The sequence below is a fragment of the Aedoeadaptatus ivorii genome (assembly GCF_030815095.1).
GTDB lineage: Bacteria > Bacillota > Clostridia > Tissierellales > Peptoniphilaceae > Aedoeadaptatus > Aedoeadaptatus ivorii.
The window spans coordinates 1-22,132 of record NZ_JAUSWF010000002.1 but is presented as its reverse complement, the minus strand read 5'-3'; the positions used below and the strand labels follow the sequence as shown (position 1 = coordinate 22,132).

The following is a 22,132-nucleotide window of genomic DNA, read 5'->3' as shown; positions in this document are numbered from 1 at the left end:
CTATTTCGCCAGGTGTTCGGCGAGGAAGTACCCTTGCGTGTAGTTGTTCCCGTGGTTGAGGCCCAGCACGGTCATGGGATAATCCCTGGAGCCGAAGAAGCAGCCGCACACATTGCCCGCAGCATACAACCCGGGGATGGGCTTGTCGTTTTCGTCGAGGCAGTTGAGGTTTCCGTCTACCACGACGCCGCCCAATGCCATGGTAAGGCGCAAGTGCCGGTGTATGCCGTAATACGGCGTGGTGTCGGTGGTCTGTAAGTACTTCGGATTTACGCCGAAGTCTGGATCGGATCCCTTGCGGGCGTTTTCGTTGTAGCGTTCCACGGTTTCGACGAATTTTTCGATGTCTTCGATGCCCAGTTTCTGTGCGAGTTCCTCCAGGCTGTCTGCCTTAAAGGTGCCGATCTGCGAGCGGATTACGCCCTTTCGCTTGGCGATGTCTTCTTCGGGCATAAAGTTTTTGATCGTCTCTTTGTCCGCCACTTCGCCGGGAAAGTCCTTCGCCTTTTCGGGGTAGACGTCGTCGAAGATCTGGAAGTAGTTCCCCTCGTCTTCTTCGCTCAGCAGATAGCAGTTCATGACCGCCATCTGCTCTTCCTCGTTGCAGAAGCGCGTGCCGTCGCGCTTTACTCGCAAAAAAGGCATATCCATCATTTCGGCGGAGCCGGCGTCGAAGTCGTGGGCCATTTTGGTGTGGCCGATGTTTTCGATGCGGCCGCCGGCGCGCACGACCATGCGGTGACCGTCGCCGGTGCGTCCGCGCTTTTTGCGCTCGTAGTGGACCATGTCGGGCAAAAAGAAGTTCGACATTTCCTCGTCGTTTTGGTAGTCGCCGGTGGCGATTACCACGCCTTTTTTCGCCGCAAAGCGCAGATAATTCTCACCGCGGCGGGCGATGACGCCGACCACGCGATCGCCGTCTTTTTCGAGCTTTACGCCGCGGGTCTTATAGTAAAAGTCGATGCCCTTTTTCTCGCCGTAGGCGGCGAGCTCTTTGACGGCGCGCCCCACGCTATACGGTTTGGGGCCGAATAGGGCGGTGACAAAGCTGATGTCGAGGTCGTATTTTTCGAGCATGGGCTTGTGGGGGCCGGTGCCCACATTTTGCACCTGGCAGCCCGCTTCTTCGCCCCAGTGGATCATGCTCGATACGGCATCGCCCGAATACTTTGCCCACACCTCGAGCACCTCGCGCTTGGGCCTATGGCCGGAGTGGTTCTGCATAATAGAGACGAGCCGCGCCACGTCCTCGGGCTTGCTCTCATCGGTGACAATCCCCGCGCCGATATTGCCGCAGGCACTGGCGGCGGATTCCTTTTGAATCACCGCCACCGAAAGCCCCTTTTCCTGCGCCCGCAGTGCACAGGGAATGCCCGGGGTGCCGGCGCCCACCACGACCACGTCGTAGGCGTATGTCTCTGCGATCTCGGGGATTTCTTCTTCTTTTCCCAAAATCTCGATGTAATTTCGATTCGCAACTTCCATACTTACCTCCTATGCTTCATTCCTATGGGTATACGGTTTGTATACCCGAAGGGTAGGCGATTCAAAAAGTACGAAAGCCGCCGCTTATCAAAGTCCCTGGGGCGGAAAAAGCACCTGGTGCGTGTCCGTGCCCGGAATCATCGTCGCCACCGCCTCTACCCCGTACAGTCCGCGGATCCAGGCGGGATCCACTTCCTCGGGACGGCGGGGCGAAAGCATCTTTCCGTCTTTTAAGGCGTAAAGACGGTCGGCATAGGCGAGGGCGAGGTTTACATCGTGCAGCACGCAGATCGCCGTCGCCTGCCGTCGCTTTATTAGCGAAAGGATCTCGAGCTGATAATAAATGTCCAAGTGATTGGTCGCCTCGTCCAAGATCAAAATATCCGTCTCCTGGTTCAGCGCCCGGGCGAGCACCGCCCGCTGCCGCTCCCCGCCGGAAAGTGCCAACAGATTGCGCTCGGCAAAGTCTTCGAGCCCCACGGCCTTCAAATACCCCCGCGCCCGCGCCACATCCTCGGCGGTATCGCGCGCCAAAAACGACTTGTACGGCGTGCGGCCCATCAGCACCATATCGAGCACGTTCATGTCGAACGCCATATTCTGAAACTGGCTCACCAGCGCCACCCGCCGGGCGTACGCGCGCCGAGAGATGGTGCGGGCCTCCGCCCCGTCGAGCAAAATCCGCCCGCTATACGGAAGAATGCGCGCCAGGGTGCGCACCAAAGTGCTCTTTCCCGATCCGTTGGGCCCGATCACGGCTACACATTCCCCCGGACGCGCGACAAACGACACGTCTTTCAAAATTTCCTTTTCTCCGATAGACACAATGAGGTGTTCGGCTTCGAGCATAGCGCCTCCTTTCTCGCATCAAAATATCTGCGTCAGATCCTCCCCTGCGGGTATGCAGTATGTATAGGAGGTAAGGACAGTATGAAAAAAGTAGCCATATTAATAGAAAACCAATTCGACGAGCAGGAACTCATCTACCCCTTCCACCGCCTGCGGGAAGACTATGAGGTAGAGCTGATCGGCACCGACGCCGAGACCGAGTACAAGAGCAAGGCGGGCTTTGTGAAAAAGAGCGACCGCGCCTCACAAGACGCCAAGGCGGAGGATTACGCCGGCGTGTATATTCCCGGCGGCTTCTCCCCCGACTTTATGCGCCGCTCTCCCGACACCGTCGCCTTTGTAAAGGTCATGGCAGAGGCCGGTAAGCCCGTGGGCGCCATCTGCCACGGCCCCTGGATGCTGGCTTCCGCCGCCGATCTTTCGGGCAAAAAGGTGACCAGCTTTCCCAGCTTGCGCGTAGACCTCGAAAACGCCGGCGCTGAATGGGTCGACGAAGAAGTCGTCGTTTCGGACAACTTCGTCACCAGCCGCAACCCCGGCGATCTGCCGGTACACGTGCGGGAGTTTATCAAACTCTTGGAATCCTAATCCCAAACGAAAAAGGTCCCCGCGGGGGCCTTTTTTTGTGCCCGGTCTTAGCCCCGGGTCCTGCGTTTTGCGTTCTTTACGATCAGATACACGAAAAACGGCGCCCCCACCACCGATACCACCACCCCGGTGGGCAATTCGCCGCCGGGGACCATATTGCGCGCGGCGATATCGGCCCACAACAAAAATATAGCCCCCAAGAGCATTACCACGGGAATCAGCCGCTTGTGGTCGGTGCCCGCCATAAACCGCGCCATATGGGGTACAATCAACCCCAAAAATCCGATTGTGCCCGCGGCGTAGACCATCGCCCCTACCATCAGCGATACGCACACAATGTAAAGCAGGCGGATCTTGGCGAGGTCCTTCCCCAGGCTATAGGCGGTCTCGTCGCCCAACAGCATCAGATTCAGATTGCGGTACTGCCCCGTTAAAAACAGGCACAAGAGGAGAATCAGCGGTGCCAAAAACTTCAACTCCGCGAGCTTTGCCCCCGAGAGCGAACCCATAAGCCAAAAACTCACCTCGCGCACCGCATCGCGGTTCTTTGCCGTATACAAAAGCAGCGTCGATGCGCTCGATGCCGCCGTCGAAATCGCAAGGCCCGAAAGAATCAGCCGCTCCGCCGTGGCGCGCCCGCCGACGCCCGAAAGGGCGAGCACCCCGAGCGCGGTGAGGAGCGCAAACAAAAACGCGCCGATCCCCGGTCCGTAGGTGCCGAAGGCGGAAAACAGCCCCAACACGATCGATGCCGTCGCACCGAGCGATGCCCCAGAGGAAATCCCCAATATATACGGGTCGGCGATGGGGTTTCCCACCACCGCCTGCATTACGAGCCCCGCCACCGAAAGCCCCGCGCCCACAATCACCGCGAGGAGCATACGCGGCAGGCGGATCTCGGTGACAATCGCCGCTACCTGCGCAGGCGCTTCTTGCGGGCGAAACAGCGCCCGAAAAATCTCTGCGCCGGGGATCTTCGCATAGCCCAAACACAATCCCATATACGCCGATACCAGAAACAAGGCGATCAAAAGCGGCAATAAAAACCGATTGTGCCGAATCATAGTGCGGGATACAACCCTTTTACAATCGTCTCAATCCCGTCGGCCGTGCGCACACCCGAAGCGTACACCTCGGACAGACTCACCGGATATACCCGATCCTCCTGCACCGCTCTCAGCGACCGAAGCGCGGGATTCTCCTGAACGCACGCGAGCTGCTCGCCCTCCGTCTTCTCTTCGCCGAAATACACCAAAAAGATCGCCTCCGGATCCTTCTCGATCAATTCTTCCGCGCCGAACCGATCCCCTTCGATCGGAAGTTCCGCGCCCGCCTTCAGGGCGATCTCGCCGCCTACCGTGTCCTTGCCGTAATTGCGAAACAAATTTTCGTCCTCGATCTCGAGAATCACCGCCGTCACCTTGGGCTTACCCGCGCGGGCTTTTTCCGTCTCCTCGAGACGCGTGCGCATATCCCGTACAATCTGCTCCGCCACATCTTCCTTATGAAAAATCTTGCCGAGCGCCAAAATATCGTCGAACTCATTTTCCAAGCGATTGGGCTTTACCGCCCCGCTATTTTTTAATATATACGTATGTACGCCCTTTTTATGCCAATCGCGCACATCGCCCAACATCTTATCGGTAAAATACGACGACCAAGAGAGAATCATATCCGGCTCCATGGCGAGCACCGCTTCCTTCGAGGGCGCATCTTCCATATATTCTACCTCGCCAAAGGCTTCCTTATACTCTTCCTTTACCGGAATATCGAGCATCGCCGCCGTGACAATCTTATCCTCCAGACCCAGCGCCAGCATATTCTCGATCGCCGATTGGTACACACAGAGCACCTTTTCGGGCATCTTCTCAAAAGTCTGTTCCACCGGCTTACCGTCGCTGTCTACCGTGTCGATCGTAACCGGTGCATAATCCGACGGCACCGCCGTCTTTTCACCTGCCGTATCGGAAACATTTGCGTCCCGGCCACAACCTACGAGGAGCAATAACAAAATCGATACGACCGCAATAAACCTCTTCATAATAACCTCCTGTGTATGTCTTCATACCGCGTGAAAAACCTACCGTAGGCGGGTATCCTGACTTCCCGTCTCCAACGAGGCAGCGCCCTTCCCGTAAAGTGAGCGGGCCTCTCGACGTATACAGTGGCGGGACCGTGCGCAAACGGCGACTTCCCCTTTTATCCCGAAGGAGCCTACATAAATAGTATAGCAATCCGCAAAACCGAAGGCAATCTAAGTCATTCTGATTACAAATTTATGGGCGTCGGTTTTTTTGGCGGGAAAACAAGGCAACCATATATCCTCAAAATCCATAGGATGACATCTATATATAAATTTTATATACCTGCCCCACATCCGCCGTACGATCCGATGCAAGGCGTGTTTTCTTCGAGAATTCAAAAATCAATTTATTGAATAATGTGAAAATGGTTTTAAAATACTGTAAATACGGGAAACCTTTCCCGCCAGAAAACTACACATGCTTTGTATAATTCAATAGATTGAACACCGTCAATCGTGGTATAGTAACATATAGAACTAAGTGTATACATTCATATACACGGGTACACGGGGTTCTCGAACGTCAATTGTAAAGGAGAAAAGATGATCCATGAACAACTTTAAAAAGAACGCCATTCGTAACGTTCTCATCATGACCGTACTGGCGGCGCCAATCACCGTCCACGCCCAAGAGGCAGAAGACGTGGCAGCACTCGTTGCCACCCAATCCGTGGCAGAGACCGCCTACGAAACCGTAAGCGCCAAGCCCCAATCGGCACCGGCACAAGAAGCGCCCGCCAAAGCGGTAGCGCCCGAAGAAATCGAAGAGGCCGACACAAAGCCCGCAGAAGAAAAAGCGCCCGCCGCCGAGGCCAAAGAAGCCGAAGCGCCGGTAGAAGCAAAGCAAGCAGATACCGCCGAAGCGCAAGCCGTAAACCCCGAGGAAACCGCAGAAACAAGCCAATCCACCCCCTCAAAGTATTGACGTCGATGCCCCTTCCACGAAGGAGGCAGAACCCGAAGAATCGGACAAAGAAAAAGAAGAAACGATCCTCGCGCCCGCAAGCGCTGCTACATTGAAAGCCGCCATGCCCACAGAAGACGCGGAAAAAGACGCCCAGGCGGAAGAAGCCGACGCGAACGACGAACGCCTCGCCGCCGCCTTGGCAAAAGACCCCGCCGATCGAACCCAAGAAGAAAAAGACGCCCTCCTCAAAGCAGAGGCCCTGCAACCCGAAAAGCTCGAAATCGCACCCGTCGAAGTCGATCCCTCCACACTGGCCGAAGAAGTTACAAGAGATGCTAAGGATATTACCAACGAACTGATTAACCCCGTGGTAAAGATTCGCGAGACGGAAACAAAGGATACTGAAGGCACGCTAGACGTAGTCGGTGGCGAAGCCCTCTCCTTTGAATTTCCTTTGTCACTCCGAAGGACACCCGGGACGGAGACACCGTAACCATTACCCACTCCGATAACTTCGGATTAAAGGGACTCGAGCCGGTACCCACCGATCTTTTAGACATCACATTCGGCGATACCGTCATTGCAACTGGAAAGTATGACGTGGATAAAAACACAATCGTCTATACTTTTACCGATGCCATCAATGGAAGAGGCTACGCTAAGGCACGCGCCGAACACGCCGCTTTTGACCGGGAAGAGAAGATCCAAAACAGTCAAGAGCAAACTTTTACTGTTGATATGGGCGAGACCACTGATTCCATTACCTTAAATGTGGATTATGGTGAACCTTATAATCATGAAGCCTTAGCGGGAAAGAGTGAATTCACCGAATGGAATCCGGAAACCGGCGAATTTACCCAATCTACTATATTAACCCCAACTCTAAAGATGTAAACTATTCTTCGGAAAACGATCTTCAACTATCTGTCGGCGTTATTCTTCACAATGGAAACGATGAAAACGAGGCAGAAACAGTTACCGGCTACCGCAGCAACGTATTCTTCACCAATGACAACACCAAGGTAACCGTATACAAACTCGATAAAGATACGTTATGCCCCATGCCGTCTACGGAGACTGGCTCACCGATGACAAGATCGATACCGCTAGTGAGGTAGGTTTTAACAATCAAACCGGCAAGGCCAGAGTGAACTTTAATAGAAAGACCATTGACAATCCCTATGTCATTAAAGTCGTCTCTAAAGTCGATCCCAAAAAAGAGAATATAAATCTATATTCCGCCGCTAAATTCTACGGCAACGACGGAAATTTTACCACTAGTCCAACTTGGTTAGGGTTAAACAACAATATTCTAACAGTGGAATCTTCCGCCGGCGGAGAACTGCCTGAGGAAGTCAATGGAACGTTTGAAGAACTCCACGTGTACGAAGAATACGAAAACGGTAAGCTGGTAAACACAACTACCATCAGCGTACCCATAGTAGAAGGTACAAAAGACGAACAGTTTACCACCGCTGCCAAACCTAACGGTACTGAAGAGAATCCTAAAGAAGACTTTGAACTCGTCATCACTAAGATTGAAAAGTCTGACGAAATTGAAGAAGAGCTTACCGGTCAAGAAGTTACAAAGAACTTTATCCCCGGAAAGGATCTTGAAGTCAGGTATGTCTATGAAAAGACGGTAGAAAATACCACACCTGTGGATCCAAAAGAAGACAAGGGTACCTTTGTAGAAACCCATATCTACGAAGAGTACGAAAACGGCAAGCTGGTCAAGACTTCGGAAATTAAGATTCCCGCACAAGAAGGAACCAAGGAAGAAGAGTTTACCACTTCTGCCAAACCCGACGGTACGAAGGAAAATCCGAAGGAAGGATTTGAACTCGTTCCCGAACGAATTGAAAAGTCTGATGAAATCACGAAGACCATCGACGGCAGCGAAGTGAAGGACAACTTTGTTCCCAAAAAAGAACTCAAGGTCACTTATGTCTACAAGAAAGACACGAAGACGACCAAGCCGGAAGGTCCGTCCGATCCGACCCCGGGAACGCCGTCCGACCCGACGCCCGGCAAGCCCTGGAACCCCGGCACTCCTGGCGGACCGGTAGATCCCACCCCCAACAAGCCGAGTGAACCCACGCCCAATAAGCCGGGTGAACCCACTGCTCCCGAAAAGCAACCCAAAGACAAGCCCTCTACGGACAAACCCTACGCCCCCGAAAAGACCGGCGTGGTAAAGAAATCCGACAAGGGCGATACGACGAAGAAGGTCGAAACCAAGGCGAAGGACGACGCCGACAAGGCGCCCCAAACCTTCGATGCCGGTGTAAGCGGCTACTTCGGCTGAGCGTTTTGGCATCTGCGATTCTCGGTTTCTTCGAATCCAAGCGCAGAAAGAAATAAGCACGATATTTGCCGGTTATAGAAAGGACCGTCCATGAAAAAATATCTGATACGCGCCGTAGAATTGGCGTTGGTCCTGTGTATTCTATTCTCGGCCTATAAGATCTTCGATTATTACCATTCCAACCAAAGCTTTCAGGCGGATCAGGCGGAATTTGTGCAGGCGATGGAAAGGGCGGAGGCCGCTTCGCCTGCCGCTACCCCGCCCGAGAATCCCGCAGAGCCAGCGGCAAAGGAAGAGACGCCCGCCCTTCCCCTCCCCGCCAAGTCTTCCGAGGTAAAGTCGGAAGAGGCGGCACCCGCGTCCGAGACACGGGAAGCGGCACGGGAGGAAGCGCCCGCCCCCGCCGCAGAGAAAGCGCGCACAGAGGCGGCGCCCGCTTCTTCTAAAAATGCCATCCGCTCCCTAAAAGACCGCTACCCCGATGTGGTGGGCCGCATTCGCGTGCCGGGCACGGCGGTGGACTTTCCGGTGGTGCAGGGCGAGGACAATGCCTTTTACCTGGACCACAACTACAAGGGCGAGTACCACCCCTTCGGCGCAGTGTTTATGGACGCGCGAGACGCGGCGGATTTTTCGGACTACAACACGGTGCTCTACGGGCACAATGTCCGCAGCGGCCACGTGTTCCACGAGTTGGTGCAGTATGGCGACGAAGAATTTCGCGCCGCGCACCCGCTAATCTATGTCGATACGCCCCGCGGGCAAATGGCGTATCGGGTGGTGGCGGCCTACGACGTCTCCGCCTATGCGGACTACCGCAAGCCGCAGTATAGCGGCGAAGACAAGGCGCGCTTCCTTTCGCGGATCGACGCGGAGAATCTGCTTCCCTACACGATGCCGCGAAACGGAAAAATACTCACCCTCTCCACCTGTTCCGACCGGGACGACCGCATGGTGATCCACGCGGTGCGCACGGAATCGTAATCGAAGGCAAAAGAAAGAGACGAGCCAAAAAAATGGCTCGTCTCTTTTTGTGTGCAATCGTATTTTAGCCGGCGACCTTTCGCATGCGGAAGTACAGAAGGAGCGCCACCGCTTCTACCGCGAGGGCAAAGGCGATGATGGCACCGATCTGCCCCGCTTCGTAAAAGGCGCCCATCGACGCCGCACCGCCCAGCAGGGCGAGCCCGTAGGCGCCGTTAAAGATGCCGTAGCCCGTGCCCCGCTTGTGGTACGGCGTCAAATCCGAAATCGCCGAGCGCATAATGGTCTCGTGAATGCCGAGGATGACGCCGAATACGAACATCCCCGCCACGATGACGGCTTTGTTCTGTGTGATGGAAACCAGGGGCAATAGCGCCGAGAGGACGGGGATGACGATCAACACGCCGAGGCCCGCCCGGGCGCCGGATTGTTCCTTTTTCTTGTCGTAGGCGCGCCCCACCACGAGGGCGGTGACGGCGTCGACCACCATGGCAAAGGCGTAGAGCATGGGAATCTGCGCGTCGGTAAACAGATTCGCCGCCTTGAGATGATACCCGATGGTGCTGAAGTTTACAAAGCCCAATGTGGCGAAAAAGGTAAAGGCGGTATAGAGCCAAAAGACCGGTTCAAAGCGCTGCTGCCGAAGCCCCGCCGTATCGGCATCGGGCAAGAGGCGGTTTCCCTCTACTTTGCGGTAGGCAAAGAACAAAAAGACCATAAGGGCGACAAAGGGAATCGCCAACAGCCGGTACCCCTGCCGATAGGCGCCTACGCCCCGCGCCCCGGAAAAATAAAACACCGCGGTAAAAATCAGCGGCCCCAAAAAGGCGCCCAGCTGGTCGAGGGCTTCCTGCAGGCCAAAGGCAAAGCCGACGCCCACCTCGCCCTGGGCGACGCCCGACAGGACCGTGTCCTTGGCGGGGTTTCTCAGCGCCTTGCCGATCCGCTCGGCGAGGATGAGCACCACGAGGATGTTCCAATCGTAATAGAGCCCCATAATCGGCACGGCGATCAACATGCCGTAGCCGATAAACATAAACAGCCAAGGCCGCTGGGTTTTATCCGATAAAATGCCCGCCACCAATCGCAAAAAATAGCCTAAAAATTCGCCGATCCCGAACACGAGACCGACCTTTGCCGCCCCGATTCCCAGCAACTGGAAGTATTGGGGGTTGGCGCTGCGGGCGCTTTCGTATACCATATCCCCGAACAAACTGATGACGCCAAAAATCAATATGACGATCACGCTCGGAGACAACGAACGTTTCATATAGATAATCTCCTTTCTGTGTCTATGGGGTACATACCCGTGTTTTGCCCAAAATCTCGTCGCGAGGTCTCTGCAAACTGCAATTTTCCTGTTAGCGGGACCCCATTTTCGGTTATAATCCTAGTACTACATGAAATGCAGGTAAAATTTAGGAGGTAGCTATGTTATCATCTTTCAAATCCGGCCTTGCCGCGGCGGCCCTCGCCGCGGGGATGCTCTTCTCTTGTGCTTCGGGCGCCTTTGCGGCAGAATCGGACGCCGCCCCCGAAGCGCAAAAGATCCGCATTTTGCAGGAAAAAAACATCGTGCGCGGCTACGGAGACGACAACTTGGGGCTCGACCGCGCCGTAAGCCGGGCGGAGCTCAGCAAACTGATCGTGCTCGCCATGGGTTTGAAAGACAGCGCCGATGCCGCCAAGTCGCTCCCCTCCCCCTTCCCCGACGTGGCGGATGCCCACTGGGCGAAGGGATATATCGCCGCCCTTGAAGGCGCCAATGCAAAGCGGCCCGCCCCGGTACTGAATGGCTACGCAGACGGCAACTTTCAGCCCGATCGCAAAGCGAGCTACGGCGAGGTGGCAAAAATCCTCGTCGTCCTCGACGACAAAGAGGCGCGCTACCCCGATCCGTCCGAACCTTGGCCCGACGGGTGGATGCACCGGGCGCGGGAACTGGGTCTCGCCCCCGAGGATGTGGCGGGCAATGCGCCGGCACTCCGCCGCGATGTGTTCGTCATGCTCTACGACGCCATGGCCGACGAAGAGGGCTTTGCGACCCTCGTCGTGCCGCCGGAAAAAGAAAAGGCGCCGGGCTTCAGCGACTACAAAGACAGCTTTAACACCCGCTCCACCTTCGACCACCGCGTGTACCAGAAGGAACTGCTGAAACTCATCAACGACGCCCGCGCCTCGGCGGGACAAAAGCCGCTCCGCCTCACAGTGGATTTGGAGCAGGGCGCGTATGTGCGGGCAAAGGAACTCGCCCTCTACGGCAATATGCGGATCCGCGGCAATCGCCACGTGCGTCCCGACGGCACGCCCTACTACACCGCCTACACCTACCTGCCCGTGCTGAATCCCCGCTACTTTGTGGGCGAAAACCTGATTCAGGTGCCCCTCAAAAAAGAAATGGACGAGAATACGCGGCAGATCATGACCGATCCCGTGTATCTCGCCCACCACAGCTTTAACGCCTGGTGGAAGAGCCCCGGACACCGGGAGAACATGCTGTCGCCCCTCTACTCTACCGTGAACGTACAACTCTACGCGGGAGAGGAAATGCGCGAAGAGCCGGGGGCAAAAAACGTCGGCATCCTCGTCGGCGCCACCGCCTTCTGTCGATAGGGGAAAGAGAAGAGGTATACCGTTTGGTATACCTCTATTTGTGTGGAAATTTACGATAAAATCCTATTCGTGCGGCTCGGCAATGGCCTCGTTTCGGATCCCGTGTAGGAAGAGAGATCTTTCGGCGCGGGGCTTCGCCCCTTGCTCAAGATGACAATAGGGGTGTAACACGCAAAACCACCCCTGCATCCTGAACGGAGCGCAGCGGAAAGATACGTCGTGCGGTTCGGCAATGGCTTCGTTGCGTACCCTCTGTAGGGAAAGAGATTCTTCGACTCGGAACAAAGTTCCTCGCTCAGAATGACAATATGAGGCGTGACAAGAATTTGTCATCCTGAGCGGAGCGCAGCGAAGTCGAAGGATCTCCCAGAGCTATTGCGGGTCGACGGTTTGCACGTTACCTTCTGCGTGTCTTGTCGCCCGGACAATGGGGGACGAATGTGCATCTCGCCAATTCTCCCGTTGCCGTACTCACCTCAATTCGTGAATAAACAATCCCGATCGAGGTTTGGGTTCAAACCATGTGGATTTGGGCGGCATTACGCAGCCGGCATCGGCGACGTCCATAAGTTCCTCCAGGGCGGTGGGGTACAGGGAAAATGCGACGGCCATGCCCGCATCCACTCTCCGCTCGAGCGCTTCCATGCCCCGCACGCCGCCGACGAAGTCGATGCGCTCAGAGGTGCGGGGATCGTCGATGCCCAGTATCGGCCCCAAGACATTGTCTTGCAAAAGGGATACGTCCAAAGCGGCCACGGGATCGCGTGGCATTTGACCCGTAAATTCCAGTCGGTACCACCGGCCCCCCGTATACATGCCGAATGTGGCTTTTTGCGCGGGCCGAAGGGGACCTTCTGCTTCTATTACCGCAAAGTGCGCCCCGAGCTTTTCGAAAAACGCCCTTTCGCTGAGGCCGCCCAGATCCGCTACGACGCGGTTGTAATCGTAGACCTGCAAATCCCTATGGGAGAAGAGGATGGCGAGGAAGCCCGCATTCTCCTTCTCGGTCTCGGCGGCAACCCGCGCGGCGGCAGCGCAGCGATGGTGTCCGTCGGCGATATACATCGACGGCACGGCGCGAAAAAGGTTTTCGATGGCGGTTACGGTATCGGAATCCCGCAGGCTCCAAATGCGGTGCACCACCTTGTCGTCTGTGGTAAATTCGATCTCCGGCGGGCGGGCACTCTCCTCGTCGATCCGTCTCCGTATTTCGTCCCGCTCCAGATAGGCGAGGAAGATGGGCCCGGTTTGGGCGTTCAGGGCGCGGATGTGATCCACCCGGTCGGCTTCTTTTTTTCGGCGGGTCTTTTCGTGGCGTCGAATGGTGCCGTTTTCGTATTCCGCCACCGACGCTAAGCACACCAAACCCTTTTGGCGCCGCCCCTCCCTTTCCAATTCGTAGATATACAGGCCCGGCACCTCTTCCCGATAAAAATGCCCCTCCGCCACCATGGCATCGAGTTCTCTACGGGCGCGGCGATTCCTATCGCCGTATGCCTCTTTCGGCGCCATCATCGCCTCGGGAAGGTCGATGCGCAAGAAGGACAGGGGATGGCTTTCGATCTCCCGCCGGGCTTCTTCTCGCGAATACACATCATAGGGCAGGGCCGCAATCTGTGCCGCCTCTTTCGGCATCGGCCGTAAGGCCCGAAATCCTCGTATCTGTACCATATTTCCTCCTATTTCATAAAGCGAACCCGCACGACGCCGTCGATGGCCCACAGGCGATCGCGCATGGTCTCGTCTACCGGGGAATCGACGTCGATCATGGTGTAGGCCCAACCATTTTTGTGTCGATTCAGCAGATTGGCGATGTTGATGCCTTCCTCCGCCAGTACGGTGGTGATCTGCCCGATCATATTGGGGATATTGCGGTGGTTCACGGTGATGCGCCAAGCGCTTTTACAGACGCCCATATCGGAATCGGGAAAATTCACCGAGTTTTTGATATTCCCGTTGTTCAGATAGTCGACGAGCTGCCGCACTACCAGGCGCACGGAGTTTTCCTCGCTTTCCGGGGTGGATGCCCCCAAATGGGGAATGTTGACGGTGTTCGGCAAAGCCAGGGTTTCGGCGTCGGGAAAATCCACCACATAGGCGGCTACGATGTCGGAATCGATATACGCCTTTAAGGCGGCGTGGTCCACCAATCCGCCCCGGGCGATGTTGATCAGACGCAAGCCGGGCTTGGCGACGGAGAGGAGTTCGGCGCCGACGAAGTGTTTGTTTTCCTCGGTCAGGGGCAAATGTAGGGAAATGTAGTCGCAATTTTTGAACAAGGTGCGGCTAAAGTTTACGACAGAGACCCGGCTGTCCAAATGAAGGGCGTTTTCTACGGAAAGGTAGGGATCGTAGCCGAATACATCCATGCCCAGATCGATGGCCGCCTTGGCCACCAAACGCCCGGTGGCTCCGAGCCCTATCACCCCCAAGGTCTTTCCGGCGAGTTCGGGGCCGGCAAATCGCTTTTTGTTGGACTCCACGGCCTTGGGCAGGTCGATCTCCTCGCAGCCCCGCACCCAATCGATGCCCCCGACGATATTTCTCGAAGCCAAGAGCAGGGCGCAAAGGGCCAGTTCCTTGACGCCGTTGGCATTGGCCCCCGGCGCTTTGGAGACGACGATGCCTTTTTCCGAACAGCACGCCACGGGGATGTTATTCACCCCGGCACCGGCTCTGCCGATAAAGCGAATGTTCTCGGTAAAATCAAAATCGTGGAGGTCGGCACTACGCACCAGGATCGCATCCGGATTCGGCTCCTCCGGGCTGGCAAAAAAGTTCGGCGGCAAGAGCTTCAGTCCCTCCTTGGAGATCTCGTTGATGGTTCGAATCTTATACATTCTGCTTTCTTTTTTCCGCTCAGCGTCCATTTCGCACCTCAAATTCCTTCATGTAAGTCACCAATTCCGCCACCCCTTCCGGTTCCATGGCGTTATACAAACTCGCCCGCATACCGCCGACGCTTCGATGCCCCTTGAGGTTTATAAGCCCCCGCTCCGCCGCCCCATCCACAAAGGCGCGGTCGATGTCTGCGTCCCCTGTGGTAAAGACCACATTGGTGCGGGAGCGATCTTCTCGGGCGCGGTCGTTAAAAAACAGATCGCTCTCGTCGATGCAATCGTAGAGCATCTGCACTTTGTCCCGATTTCGTTCCGCCACGGCATCCAATCCGCCCATCTCCTCGATCCACGCCAAAACCAGATTGCAGATATAGATGGCGTAGGTCGGGGGCGTGTTATACAAAGACCCCTTCTCCATATGGGTGCGGTAGTCCAGTATAGCGGGCAGGGCCCCCGACGCTTTGCGGAGCAGCCCCTTTTTAAGAATGACCACCGTAAGCCCTGCAGGCCCCAGATTTTTTTGGGCCCCGGCAAAGACGAGGTCGAAGTGGCGCATATCGTAAGGTTCCGACAAAATGTTCGACGACATATCCGCCACCAAGGGCACCCCCACCTCGGGGATCGTTTCCGGGGCAATGCGGGTGCCGTAGATGGTGTTGTTGGTACATAAATAGAGATAGCGGGCGGCCTTCGGCACGTCCTCTACCGAAAAGGACGGAATCCGTCGAAATCCCTCCGCTTCCGTCGAGGCGAGGATCTCGGGATGGCCGAAAAACTGCGCTTCCTTATAGGCCTTCTTTGCCCAAGATCCGGTGATCAGATAGGACGCCCTATCCTCCGGTTCTAATAGATTCATGGGAACCATGGCAAACTGTAAAGATGCCCCGCCTTGTAGGAGGAGAACCTCCCGATCCGCCGGAAGTGAGAGCAAACGAGAGAGCCGACTTTTTACTTCGTCGTGGATAGACTCGTACAGCGCGCTGCGGTGGCTCAGCTCCATCACAGACATACCGCTGTCCTTGAAATTCGTCATCTCCGCCGCGGCTCTGTTCAATACCGCCTCGGGCAGAGTCGCCGGACCCGCTGAGAAGTTTCGTTTTCTCGCCATAGCAATCCCTCCTGGATCAATTCACACATTACCGTGCTAAAATATATTGTTCCCCATTATACGCTTCCGAGGAAAAAAAAACAATACGGGGTGGTTAAAATTTGCGTGATCCCCATGTAAATTTTCACACCTTGCCCCGATTCGGAATCCATGATATGATGACGTAGTAAAAATGAATATCATACAGTTATTAAGGGAGGCTCCTTTACAAATACACGCTGCTGCCCGGAAATGTCGAGAGACGCCAACGGGTCGAACAGGTCTTTTCGCCAAGGAAAGACATAATGCAGCTACCTCACGTTACGTTGTAAAGTGCTGAAACTCAATAGAAAGTATCGGTTATGCCCCCACTTGCGCAGTGGGGGTTTTCTATCTTCCGGGGTTTCTGTATCGTCCTCCCACAGAAAGGAGCATACTATGTCAGACCCTCTTCCCCGAGAGAGACGCTACTGGAAGCGCGAATAACGCACGACCGAAAGGAGATAGAAATATGACCACCGAAAAGAAATTCGACCTGATGTATCGGTTCTTAAAATACGAAGAGTACGAAAAGTTCCGGGATATGTTTTTTTCCCTGCGAACGGACGAACAAAAGCGGCTGTTCCAATCCCTCTACCCCGTCAACAAAACCCGCCTTACCGCCTGCTTGGACGGCGACGAGCTCACGCGGTTGTTTACGCTGGTAGAAGACACAGATAGCCGGCCTTCCCCCGCGGATTCCGTGTTCGAAGCGGTAAAGGCGCGGGTGCCCTGGATCGTGACTTTGATTTTTTTGGGCCTAATCTCCGCCAATCTGATTTCGTTCTTTGAAGACACGATCGAGGAAGTAGTGGCGCTCGCGATTTTTATGCCGATTATTTTGGACAGCGCCGGCAATGTGGGCACCCAATCCCTCGCCCTCGCCATTCGCCGCTTGGCGTTTCACCAAGACCGCAACCAGAGCTTTATAAAGAGCATTCTCCGCGAACTCGCTTCGGGCTTTTTTATCGGGATGGCGGCTTTTCTCGCCATCGGGATCGTGGTGCTGGTGGTGGAAGGCAATCTGCTGCTCGCCGCGGTGGTGGGCACGTCGATCCTGTTGACGCTTACGATTTCTGCCGCCATCGGCTATATTATCCCCACGCTCTTCGACAAAATCGGGATCGATCCCGCGGTGGCATCGGGCCCCTTTATCACCACCCTCTGCGACGCCTTTGCACTGATCGTCTATTTCGGCCTGGCGACGGCGGTGATTCCGTATCTATAATCTGCGCAATCAAAAACATCTCCCGTGTTGACAGGAGATGTTTTTTTCGTCTTACTGCACCGCTCTTGCCTTTTGGCGGGCGAGATGCGCCCAGTTTTCGAAAAACAGCGTCGCCGATGCCCGCCAGCGCACGCAGATTTCCGCCGCCGGATCGTCGCCGCGGTAGTAGTTTTCGGGCGGACGTATGGGTTTTTGGCGGGACAGATCGCGCAGGTATTCCCGGTGGAGGGTGTTGCGGTCGTATTCCCAGTGGCCGAAGTTGAAGAGAAAGCCGCGGTTACCATCTGCCGCGAGGCTGATGCCGGTCTCTTCTCTCGCCGCCAGGATGTCGATGGAATCCACTGCCACATCCCCACTTCGCACATAGGTGTGGCGGGAATGGGGAATATAGTAGCGGTCGTCGAAGCCCGCAAATAGGGCATTTTCCTCGCGCCGCGGGTAGTCGTATACGCCGAAGATTTTGTGCGACGCGGTTCGATGGCCGATGCCGTAAAAGTAGTGGAGGGCCGCCTGCGCCGCCCAGCAGATAAACATGGTGCTCTCGACGCGCCTCTCGGCGTAGTCGAAAAGCCGGGTCAGTTCCTCCCAGTAGACGATATCCGCGTAGTCGATGCATTCCACCGGCGCGCCGGTAAAGATCATGGCGTCGTAGTGCTCGCCTTGGATCTCGTCGTAGGTTTTGTACCGCCGCACGCAGTCCATATCTCTGCCGCGCTTGCTCGTATAGCTCGCCATGCGGATACAGTCGATTTCGGCCCCGCTCCGCGAAAGCAGGGCGCGAAACTGCATTTCGGTCGCGCGTTTGTCGGGCATCAGATTGACCAGCGCGATGCGAAGCGGCGCGTTATGCCGCGCGCTCTTTCGTGTGTCTATATTCTGTTTCCCTTCCTTTGTACCAAACAACGCCGTCATCCTTCCCTCCTGATTTCGTCTTGTTATAGCTTCGAAAACGATGCGTCCAAATCGCGAATGATGTCGTCTACTTTTTCGATTCCCACGGAGAGTCGCACCATATTGGGCGAGATCCCCGCCGCCTTTAGGGCTTCGTCGCTGAGCTGGCGATGGGTCATGCTCGCTGGGTGAAGGGCATGGCTTCTCGTATCTGCCACGTGCACCACCAGGCTCACCATCTCGAGGCCGTTGATCCACGCCTTGGTCTCTTCCAAACCGCCCTTTACGCCGAAGGAGATCACGCCGCTTCCGCCGTCGGGCAGGTACTTTTGGGCGAGCGCATAGCTTTCGGAATCGGGCAGATGGGGGTAGTGCACCCATTCCACCTTGGGGTGATTCGCCAGATATTTCGCGATCTCGAGGGCGTTGGCGCTGTGGCGTTCCATACGCAGCGCCAGCGTTTCTAGGCTTTTGTGAAAGCTCGCGGCGTGCAGGGGGCTGAGCGATGCGCCCAAATCCCTCAGAAACACCGCCCGCGCCTTGGTGATATAAGCGGCATCGCCGAAGGTCTCGGTATAGCTGAGGCCGTGGTAGTTCGGGTCCGCTTCGGTCAGGCAGGGGAATTTGCCGCCGGTCCAGTCGAAGCGGCCGCCGTCGATGACGACCCCGCCCATGCAGAAGGAATGACCGTCGATATATTTGCTCGCGGAATGGGTGACGATGTCGGCGCCAAATCGGAAGGGCCGGCACAGATACGGCGTGGCAAAGGTGTTGTCGACCACGAGGGGAATGTCGTGGGCGTGGGCGATTTCCGCCGCCCCTTCGATATCCAACACCGCGACGCCGGGGTTGCCTACGGTTTCGCCGAATACGAGCTTGGTGTTCTCGTCGATGGCGGCATCGAGCGCTTCGAAATCGTTTAGGGCCACAAAGCGGCATTCGATGCCGAATTTTTCTAGGGTGGAACCCAACAACGTATAGGTGCCGCCGTAAATATTGTTCATGGCGACGACATTTTCGCCGGCCTTGGTGATGGTGAGGACCGCCATCAAATTCGCCGCCTGTCCCGATGCCGTGGCGACGGCGCCGATGCCGCCTTCCAGTTGGGCGATCTTTTCTTCAAATGCCGCCGTGGTGGGGTTGGAGATGCGCGTATACAAATGCCCTTCGCGCTTTAAGTCGAACAGCTCCGCCACTTCGTCGGCGTCGTCGTATTTGTAGGTAGTGCCCTGCGCGATCGGAAGCGTTCTGAGCGCGCCGCTCTTCGGCTGATAGCCGCCCTGCACACACAAGCTCTCGATGTCGATGCGATTCAAATCCGTCATTGTAAATCCTCCTTTTGCCAACAAAAAAACTCCCGTCCCAAAGGACGAGAGTTTTACTCCGTGTTACCACCTTATTTCGCCTATGCCTCGCGGCAAAAGCCTCTTCAGGTACCATCATACCCTAGCGCTGTAACGGGCGCCCCCGTAGACCCCTAGTATCGAAGTCTCCCGGACAAAAGACCATCTTCGCCTCCGTCGAATCCGCTTTTCTCACCAAACAAAGCTCTCTGTACGCATCTCGGAAGGGTACTCTTCTTTTCTGTGGTTTGCTGTTGTTAGAAAGGATACTACATAGATCCGTACGCTGTCAACCGTATTTCCGCTTTTCTTTGCGACAAATTTTCATGCTGCGATTGGGTAAAGATATAGTAACGGCGAAAAAACCGCAGAAAGGAGGGACACCGTGGCCCACGATACGAAAAACGCATTGGCGGAGGCATTGGTCGATTGCCTAAAGACCCGCAGTCTCGACGAGATCACCGTCAAAGAAATCTCCGATCAGGCGGGGGTCAACCGGCAGACCTTTTACTACCACTTCGAAGACATTTACGACCTCTTGCGATACACCCTGGACGAAGACATTTCGCCTTTGTTCGCGGGCGGTGACGATCTTCTGCTCAAGATCTTCGAGGAGTCGTTGAAGCAGAAAAAAATCATCTTAAACATCTACCACTCCGTCAACCCCAAATGGATCGGCGACTATATCATGGGCCATATGCGGCCTTTTATTCGCAAGCGCATCGAAGCGGATGCGCCGCGGCGCCCCGTCGATCCGGACGCCGCCGAACTCCTCGTCGACTTTTTTACCTACAGCTTTACCGGCATCTATCTCTACTGGGTACAGCGCAATATGGACGAGAATTTTCAGGTGTATCGGGATCAGATTCGCTTTTTGCTCAAAGAAAGCCTTTCTCATACCCTCGATTCCATGGCAAAATCTTCGTAAATCTACAAAAAACGCGATTTTCAGACAGAACGCTTCATTTGTCTATATCAATCCGACCCGGTGGAGACTATGATATAGCTACAAGGGAGGTTCTTATGTTAAAAAATTTTACGGTCAAAAAACTGATTCAATTTGTGCAAGAAGATCCCGCCGACAATATAGAAAAGGCATACGATTTCTTAGAGAAATTCTATCCCAAACTCGCGGGTTACTCCCAATTTCAGTTCCTGCGTCCCATGGTCAAGGACCCGAACAACAATTGGCATATACTTATGGACCACGTGTTCGAAGACATCGACCCCGGCGTCATCGACGCCTTTTTCCAAAACTTCGTCATCAACGGATTCGTGGACTGGGCGCCGAAAAAAGACGCCCTCGAGAAAAAATACGACTGCAATATTCCCTGGACAATGCTCATCGACCCCACCACCGCCTGCAACCTGGCCTGCGATGGCTGCTGGGCGGCGCAGTATGACGACCACTTGAATTTGCGATTCGAGGAGCTCGACGACATCATCCGCCAGGGCAAAGAACTGGGCATGCACGTGTTCTTGTTCTCGGGAGGCGAGCCCTTGGTGCGCAAAGACGACGTCATCCGGCTCTGTGAAAAGCACGACGACTGCTTTTTCCTCGCCTTTACCAACGGCACCCTGATCGACGACGCCTTTGCCGAGGAGATGCTCCGGGTCAAAAACTTCGTGCCCGCCATCAGCGTGGAAGGTTTTGAAGCCGCCACCGACGGCCGCCGCGGCAGCGGCACCTTTGCCCAAATCGAGCGCGCGATGGATATTTTGAAGGCCCACCATTTGCCCTTCGGCGTATCCTGCGCCTATACTTCGCAAAATACCGAGGCCATCGCCTCCGAAGAATATTTCGACTTTATGGTCGAAAAGGGCGCCCTCTTCGCTTGGTTCTTCACCTTTATGCCCGTCGGAGTCGGCTCTCCCACCGAACTGATGGCGACGCCCGAACAGCGGGAAGAGATCTATCACACCATCCGCAAATTCCGCAACGAAAAGCCGATCTTTACCATTGACTTCTGGAACGACAGCGAATACGTACACGGTTGTATCGCCGGCGGCCGCAACTATCTGCACATCAACGCCAATGGCGACGTGGAGCCCTGTGCCTTTATCCACTACTCCGACGCCAACATCCGCGAAGTTTCGCTGCTCGATGCCCTCACCAACCCCCTCTTTCGGGCCTACCGAGACGGACAGCCCTTCAACGACAATCTGCTGCGTCCCTGTCCCCTCTTGGACAACAAAGACCGCTTGGCGGATATGGTCCACGCCTCCGGCGCCAAGTCGACCGATCTGCTTAACCCCGAAAACGTCGACGACCTCTGCGCCAAATGCCACGACACCGCCGATATGTGGGCCGAGACCTCCGGCAAGCTTTGGGAAAAGACCTTACGCGAACGAAAAGAAAAAGTGCACGCCCGCTGATGCCGCGCGGATACAGAGCGAGGGACCCCCTCGCTCTTTTTGTGTGCGGAAAACCGCAACCACATTGTCATCTTGAGCAAGGGGCGAAGCCCCGCGTCGAAAGATCTCTTTCCCTACAAGAGATACGCAACGAGGCCGATGACGGACCGCGCGACGTACCTTCTCTTTTGGGGGATAAGACACGCAATCGACACCATGCAAGCAGTCGACCCGCAATAGTCAACTTGAGATCTTTTCATGACCTAACAGAAATCTTCGATTTCGTCGTAGGTCAGATGCCGCGCAGTCCATATCTTTGATTTGGCTAACGGAGCGGCCGACTTCGCTGCGCTCCGCTCAGGATGACAGCGGTGGGGATTCGCGAACCGCCCCCTCTTTGTCATTCTGAGCGAGGAACTTTAGTTCCGAGTCGAAGAATCTCTCTCCCTACAAGGGGTATGCAACGAAGCCATTGCCGGAACGCACGACGTACCCTTTGTTTCTAATAGCGCACAACGCCACCACAGCCATT

20 protein-coding genes and 2 riboswitches are annotated in these 22,132 nt (G+C 55.5%); of the genes, 10 read left to right on the top strand and 10 right to left on the bottom strand.

Going from position 1 to position 22,132, the window contains the following annotated elements:
• Positions 1–1,485 carry an FAD-dependent oxidoreductase gene (locus QO008_RS01830; protein ID WP_307383821.1) on the bottom strand — a complete coding sequence of 495 codons (1,485 nt, stop codon included), beginning with the start codon at positions 1,483–1,485 and terminating at the stop codon, positions 1–3.
• Between the two features lie 87 nt (positions 1,486–1,572).
• On the bottom strand, positions 1,573–2,334 hold the full coding sequence (locus QO008_RS01825; protein ID WP_307383818.1) for an ABC transporter ATP-binding protein: 762 nt from the start codon (positions 2,332–2,334) through the stop codon (positions 1,573–1,575).
• 81 nt (positions 2,335–2,415) lie between these two features.
• Between QO008_RS01825 and QO008_RS01820 the strand changes: the two genes are divergently transcribed.
• Positions 2,416–2,922 carry a type 1 glutamine amidotransferase domain-containing protein gene (locus tag QO008_RS01820; protein WP_307383816.1) on the top strand — a complete coding sequence of 169 codons (507 nt, stop codon included), beginning with the start codon at positions 2,416–2,418 and terminating at the stop codon, positions 2,920–2,922.
• Between the two features lie 47 nt (positions 2,923–2,969).
• Here the strand turns inward: QO008_RS01820 and QO008_RS01815 are convergent, their stop codons facing one another.
• Positions 2,970–3,986 (bottom strand): FecCD family ABC transporter permease, encoded by a 1,017-nt coding sequence (locus QO008_RS01815; protein ID WP_307383813.1) that lies wholly within the window; start codon positions 3,984–3,986, stop codon positions 2,970–2,972.
• Complete coding sequence (locus QO008_RS01810; protein WP_307383811.1) at positions 3,983–4,963, bottom strand: ABC transporter substrate-binding protein; 981 nt, start codon at positions 4,961–4,963, stop codon at positions 3,983–3,985. Before QO008_RS01810 ends, QO008_RS01815 begins: the two co-directional genes overlap by 4 nt.
• A 30-nt stretch (positions 4,964–4,993) precedes the next feature.
• Positions 4,994–5,155, bottom strand: a riboswitch (cobalamin riboswitch).
• A 400-nt stretch (positions 5,156–5,555) separates the two neighbouring features.
• Between QO008_RS01810 and QO008_RS01805 the strand changes: the two genes are divergently transcribed.
• From QO008_RS01805 to QO008_RS01785, 5 genes are all read left to right on the top strand, one after another.
• Positions 5,556–5,930, top strand: a complete 375-nt coding sequence (locus tag QO008_RS01805) for a hypothetical protein (protein WP_307383808.1) — start codon at positions 5,556–5,558, stop codon at positions 5,928–5,930.
• A 103-nt stretch (positions 5,931–6,033) separates the two neighbouring features.
• A complete protein-coding gene (locus tag QO008_RS01800) occupies positions 6,034–6,405 on the top strand; it encodes a hypothetical protein (RefSeq protein WP_307383805.1) in 372 nt (123 codons plus the stop codon).
• On the top strand, positions 6,360–6,806 hold the full coding sequence (locus tag QO008_RS01795; protein WP_307384104.1) for an Ig-like domain-containing protein: 447 nt from the start codon (positions 6,360–6,362) through the stop codon (positions 6,804–6,806). The genes QO008_RS01800 and QO008_RS01795 overlap by 46 nt, the downstream gene beginning before the upstream one ends.
• Before the next feature lie 160 nt (positions 6,807–6,966).
• Positions 6,967–8,220: a hypothetical protein gene (locus QO008_RS01790; protein ID WP_307383802.1), complete on the top strand. Its 1,254-nt coding sequence runs from the start codon at positions 6,967–6,969 to the stop codon at positions 8,218–8,220.
• Between the two features lie 90 nt (positions 8,221–8,310).
• Positions 8,311–9,204 (top strand): class B sortase, encoded by an 894-nt coding sequence (locus tag QO008_RS01785; protein ID WP_307383800.1) that lies wholly within the window; start codon positions 8,311–8,313, stop codon positions 9,202–9,204.
• A gap of 64 nt (positions 9,205–9,268) precedes the next feature.
• Here the strand turns inward: QO008_RS01785 and QO008_RS01780 are convergent, their stop codons facing one another.
• Positions 9,269–10,474, bottom strand: a complete 1,206-nt coding sequence (locus QO008_RS01780; RefSeq protein ID WP_307383797.1) for an MFS transporter — start codon at positions 10,472–10,474, stop codon at positions 9,269–9,271.
• A gap of 161 nt (positions 10,475–10,635) precedes the next feature.
• Between QO008_RS01780 and QO008_RS01775 the strand changes: the two genes are divergently transcribed.
• On the top strand, positions 10,636–11,817 hold the full coding sequence (locus QO008_RS01775; RefSeq protein ID WP_307383794.1) for a CAP and S-layer homology domain-containing protein: 1,182 nt from the start codon (positions 10,636–10,638) through the stop codon (positions 11,815–11,817).
• A 471-nt stretch (positions 11,818–12,288) separates the two neighbouring features.
• Here QO008_RS01775 and QO008_RS01770 read toward each other — a convergent pair whose 3' ends face one another.
• The 3 genes from QO008_RS01770 to serC are packed head-to-tail and all read right to left on the bottom strand — an operon-like array spanning position 12,289 to position 15,765.
• Positions 12,289–13,488 carry a DUF1015 domain-containing protein gene (locus QO008_RS01770; RefSeq protein ID WP_307383791.1) on the bottom strand — a complete coding sequence of 400 codons (1,200 nt, stop codon included), beginning with the start codon at positions 13,486–13,488 and terminating at the stop codon, positions 12,289–12,291.
• An 8-nt stretch (positions 13,489–13,496) separates the two neighbouring features.
• On the bottom strand, positions 13,497–14,657 hold the full coding sequence (locus QO008_RS01765; protein ID WP_307383787.1) for a phosphoglycerate dehydrogenase: 1,161 nt from the start codon (positions 14,655–14,657) through the stop codon (positions 13,497–13,499).
• A 19-nt stretch (positions 14,658–14,676) separates the two neighbouring features.
• Positions 14,677–15,765, bottom strand: coding sequence for a 3-phosphoserine/phosphohydroxythreonine transaminase (gene serC / locus QO008_RS01760; RefSeq protein WP_126464735.1), 1,089 nt, complete (start codon positions 15,763–15,765; stop codon positions 14,677–14,679).
• 179 nt (positions 15,766–15,944) lie between these two features.
• A riboswitch (M-box (ykoK) riboswitch) is annotated at positions 15,945–16,105 on the top strand.
• 150 nt (positions 16,106–16,255) lie between these two features.
• On the opposite strand from serC, the gene QO008_RS01755 reads away from it, so the two are divergent.
• Positions 16,256–17,011: a magnesium transporter gene (locus QO008_RS01755; protein ID WP_307383784.1), complete on the top strand. Its 756-nt coding sequence runs from the start codon at positions 16,256–16,258 to the stop codon at positions 17,009–17,011.
• Between the two features lie 51 nt (positions 17,012–17,062).
• Here QO008_RS01755 and QO008_RS01750 read toward each other — a convergent pair whose 3' ends face one another.
• Both QO008_RS01750 and QO008_RS01745 read right to left on the bottom strand, forming a co-directional pair.
• Positions 17,063–17,923 (bottom strand): homoserine O-succinyltransferase, encoded by an 861-nt coding sequence (locus QO008_RS01750; RefSeq protein WP_307383781.1) that lies wholly within the window; start codon positions 17,921–17,923, stop codon positions 17,063–17,065.
• Between the two features lie 23 nt (positions 17,924–17,946).
• Positions 17,947–19,227: an O-acetylhomoserine aminocarboxypropyltransferase/cysteine synthase family protein gene (locus tag QO008_RS01745; RefSeq protein ID WP_307383777.1), complete on the bottom strand. Its 1,281-nt coding sequence runs from the start codon at positions 19,225–19,227 to the stop codon at positions 17,947–17,949.
• A gap of 403 nt (positions 19,228–19,630) precedes the next feature.
• Between QO008_RS01745 and QO008_RS01740 the strand changes: the two genes are divergently transcribed.
• Both QO008_RS01740 and QO008_RS01735 read left to right on the top strand, forming a co-directional pair.
• Positions 19,631–20,173 carry a TetR/AcrR family transcriptional regulator gene (locus tag QO008_RS01740; protein WP_126464731.1) on the top strand — a complete coding sequence of 181 codons (543 nt, stop codon included), beginning with the start codon at positions 19,631–19,633 and terminating at the stop codon, positions 20,171–20,173.
• A 95-nt stretch (positions 20,174–20,268) separates the two neighbouring features.
• Positions 20,269–21,621 (top strand): radical SAM protein, encoded by a 1,353-nt coding sequence (locus tag QO008_RS01735; RefSeq protein WP_126464730.1) that lies wholly within the window; start codon positions 20,269–20,271, stop codon positions 21,619–21,621.
• The last annotated feature ends 511 nt before the right edge of the window (positions 21,622–22,132 follow it).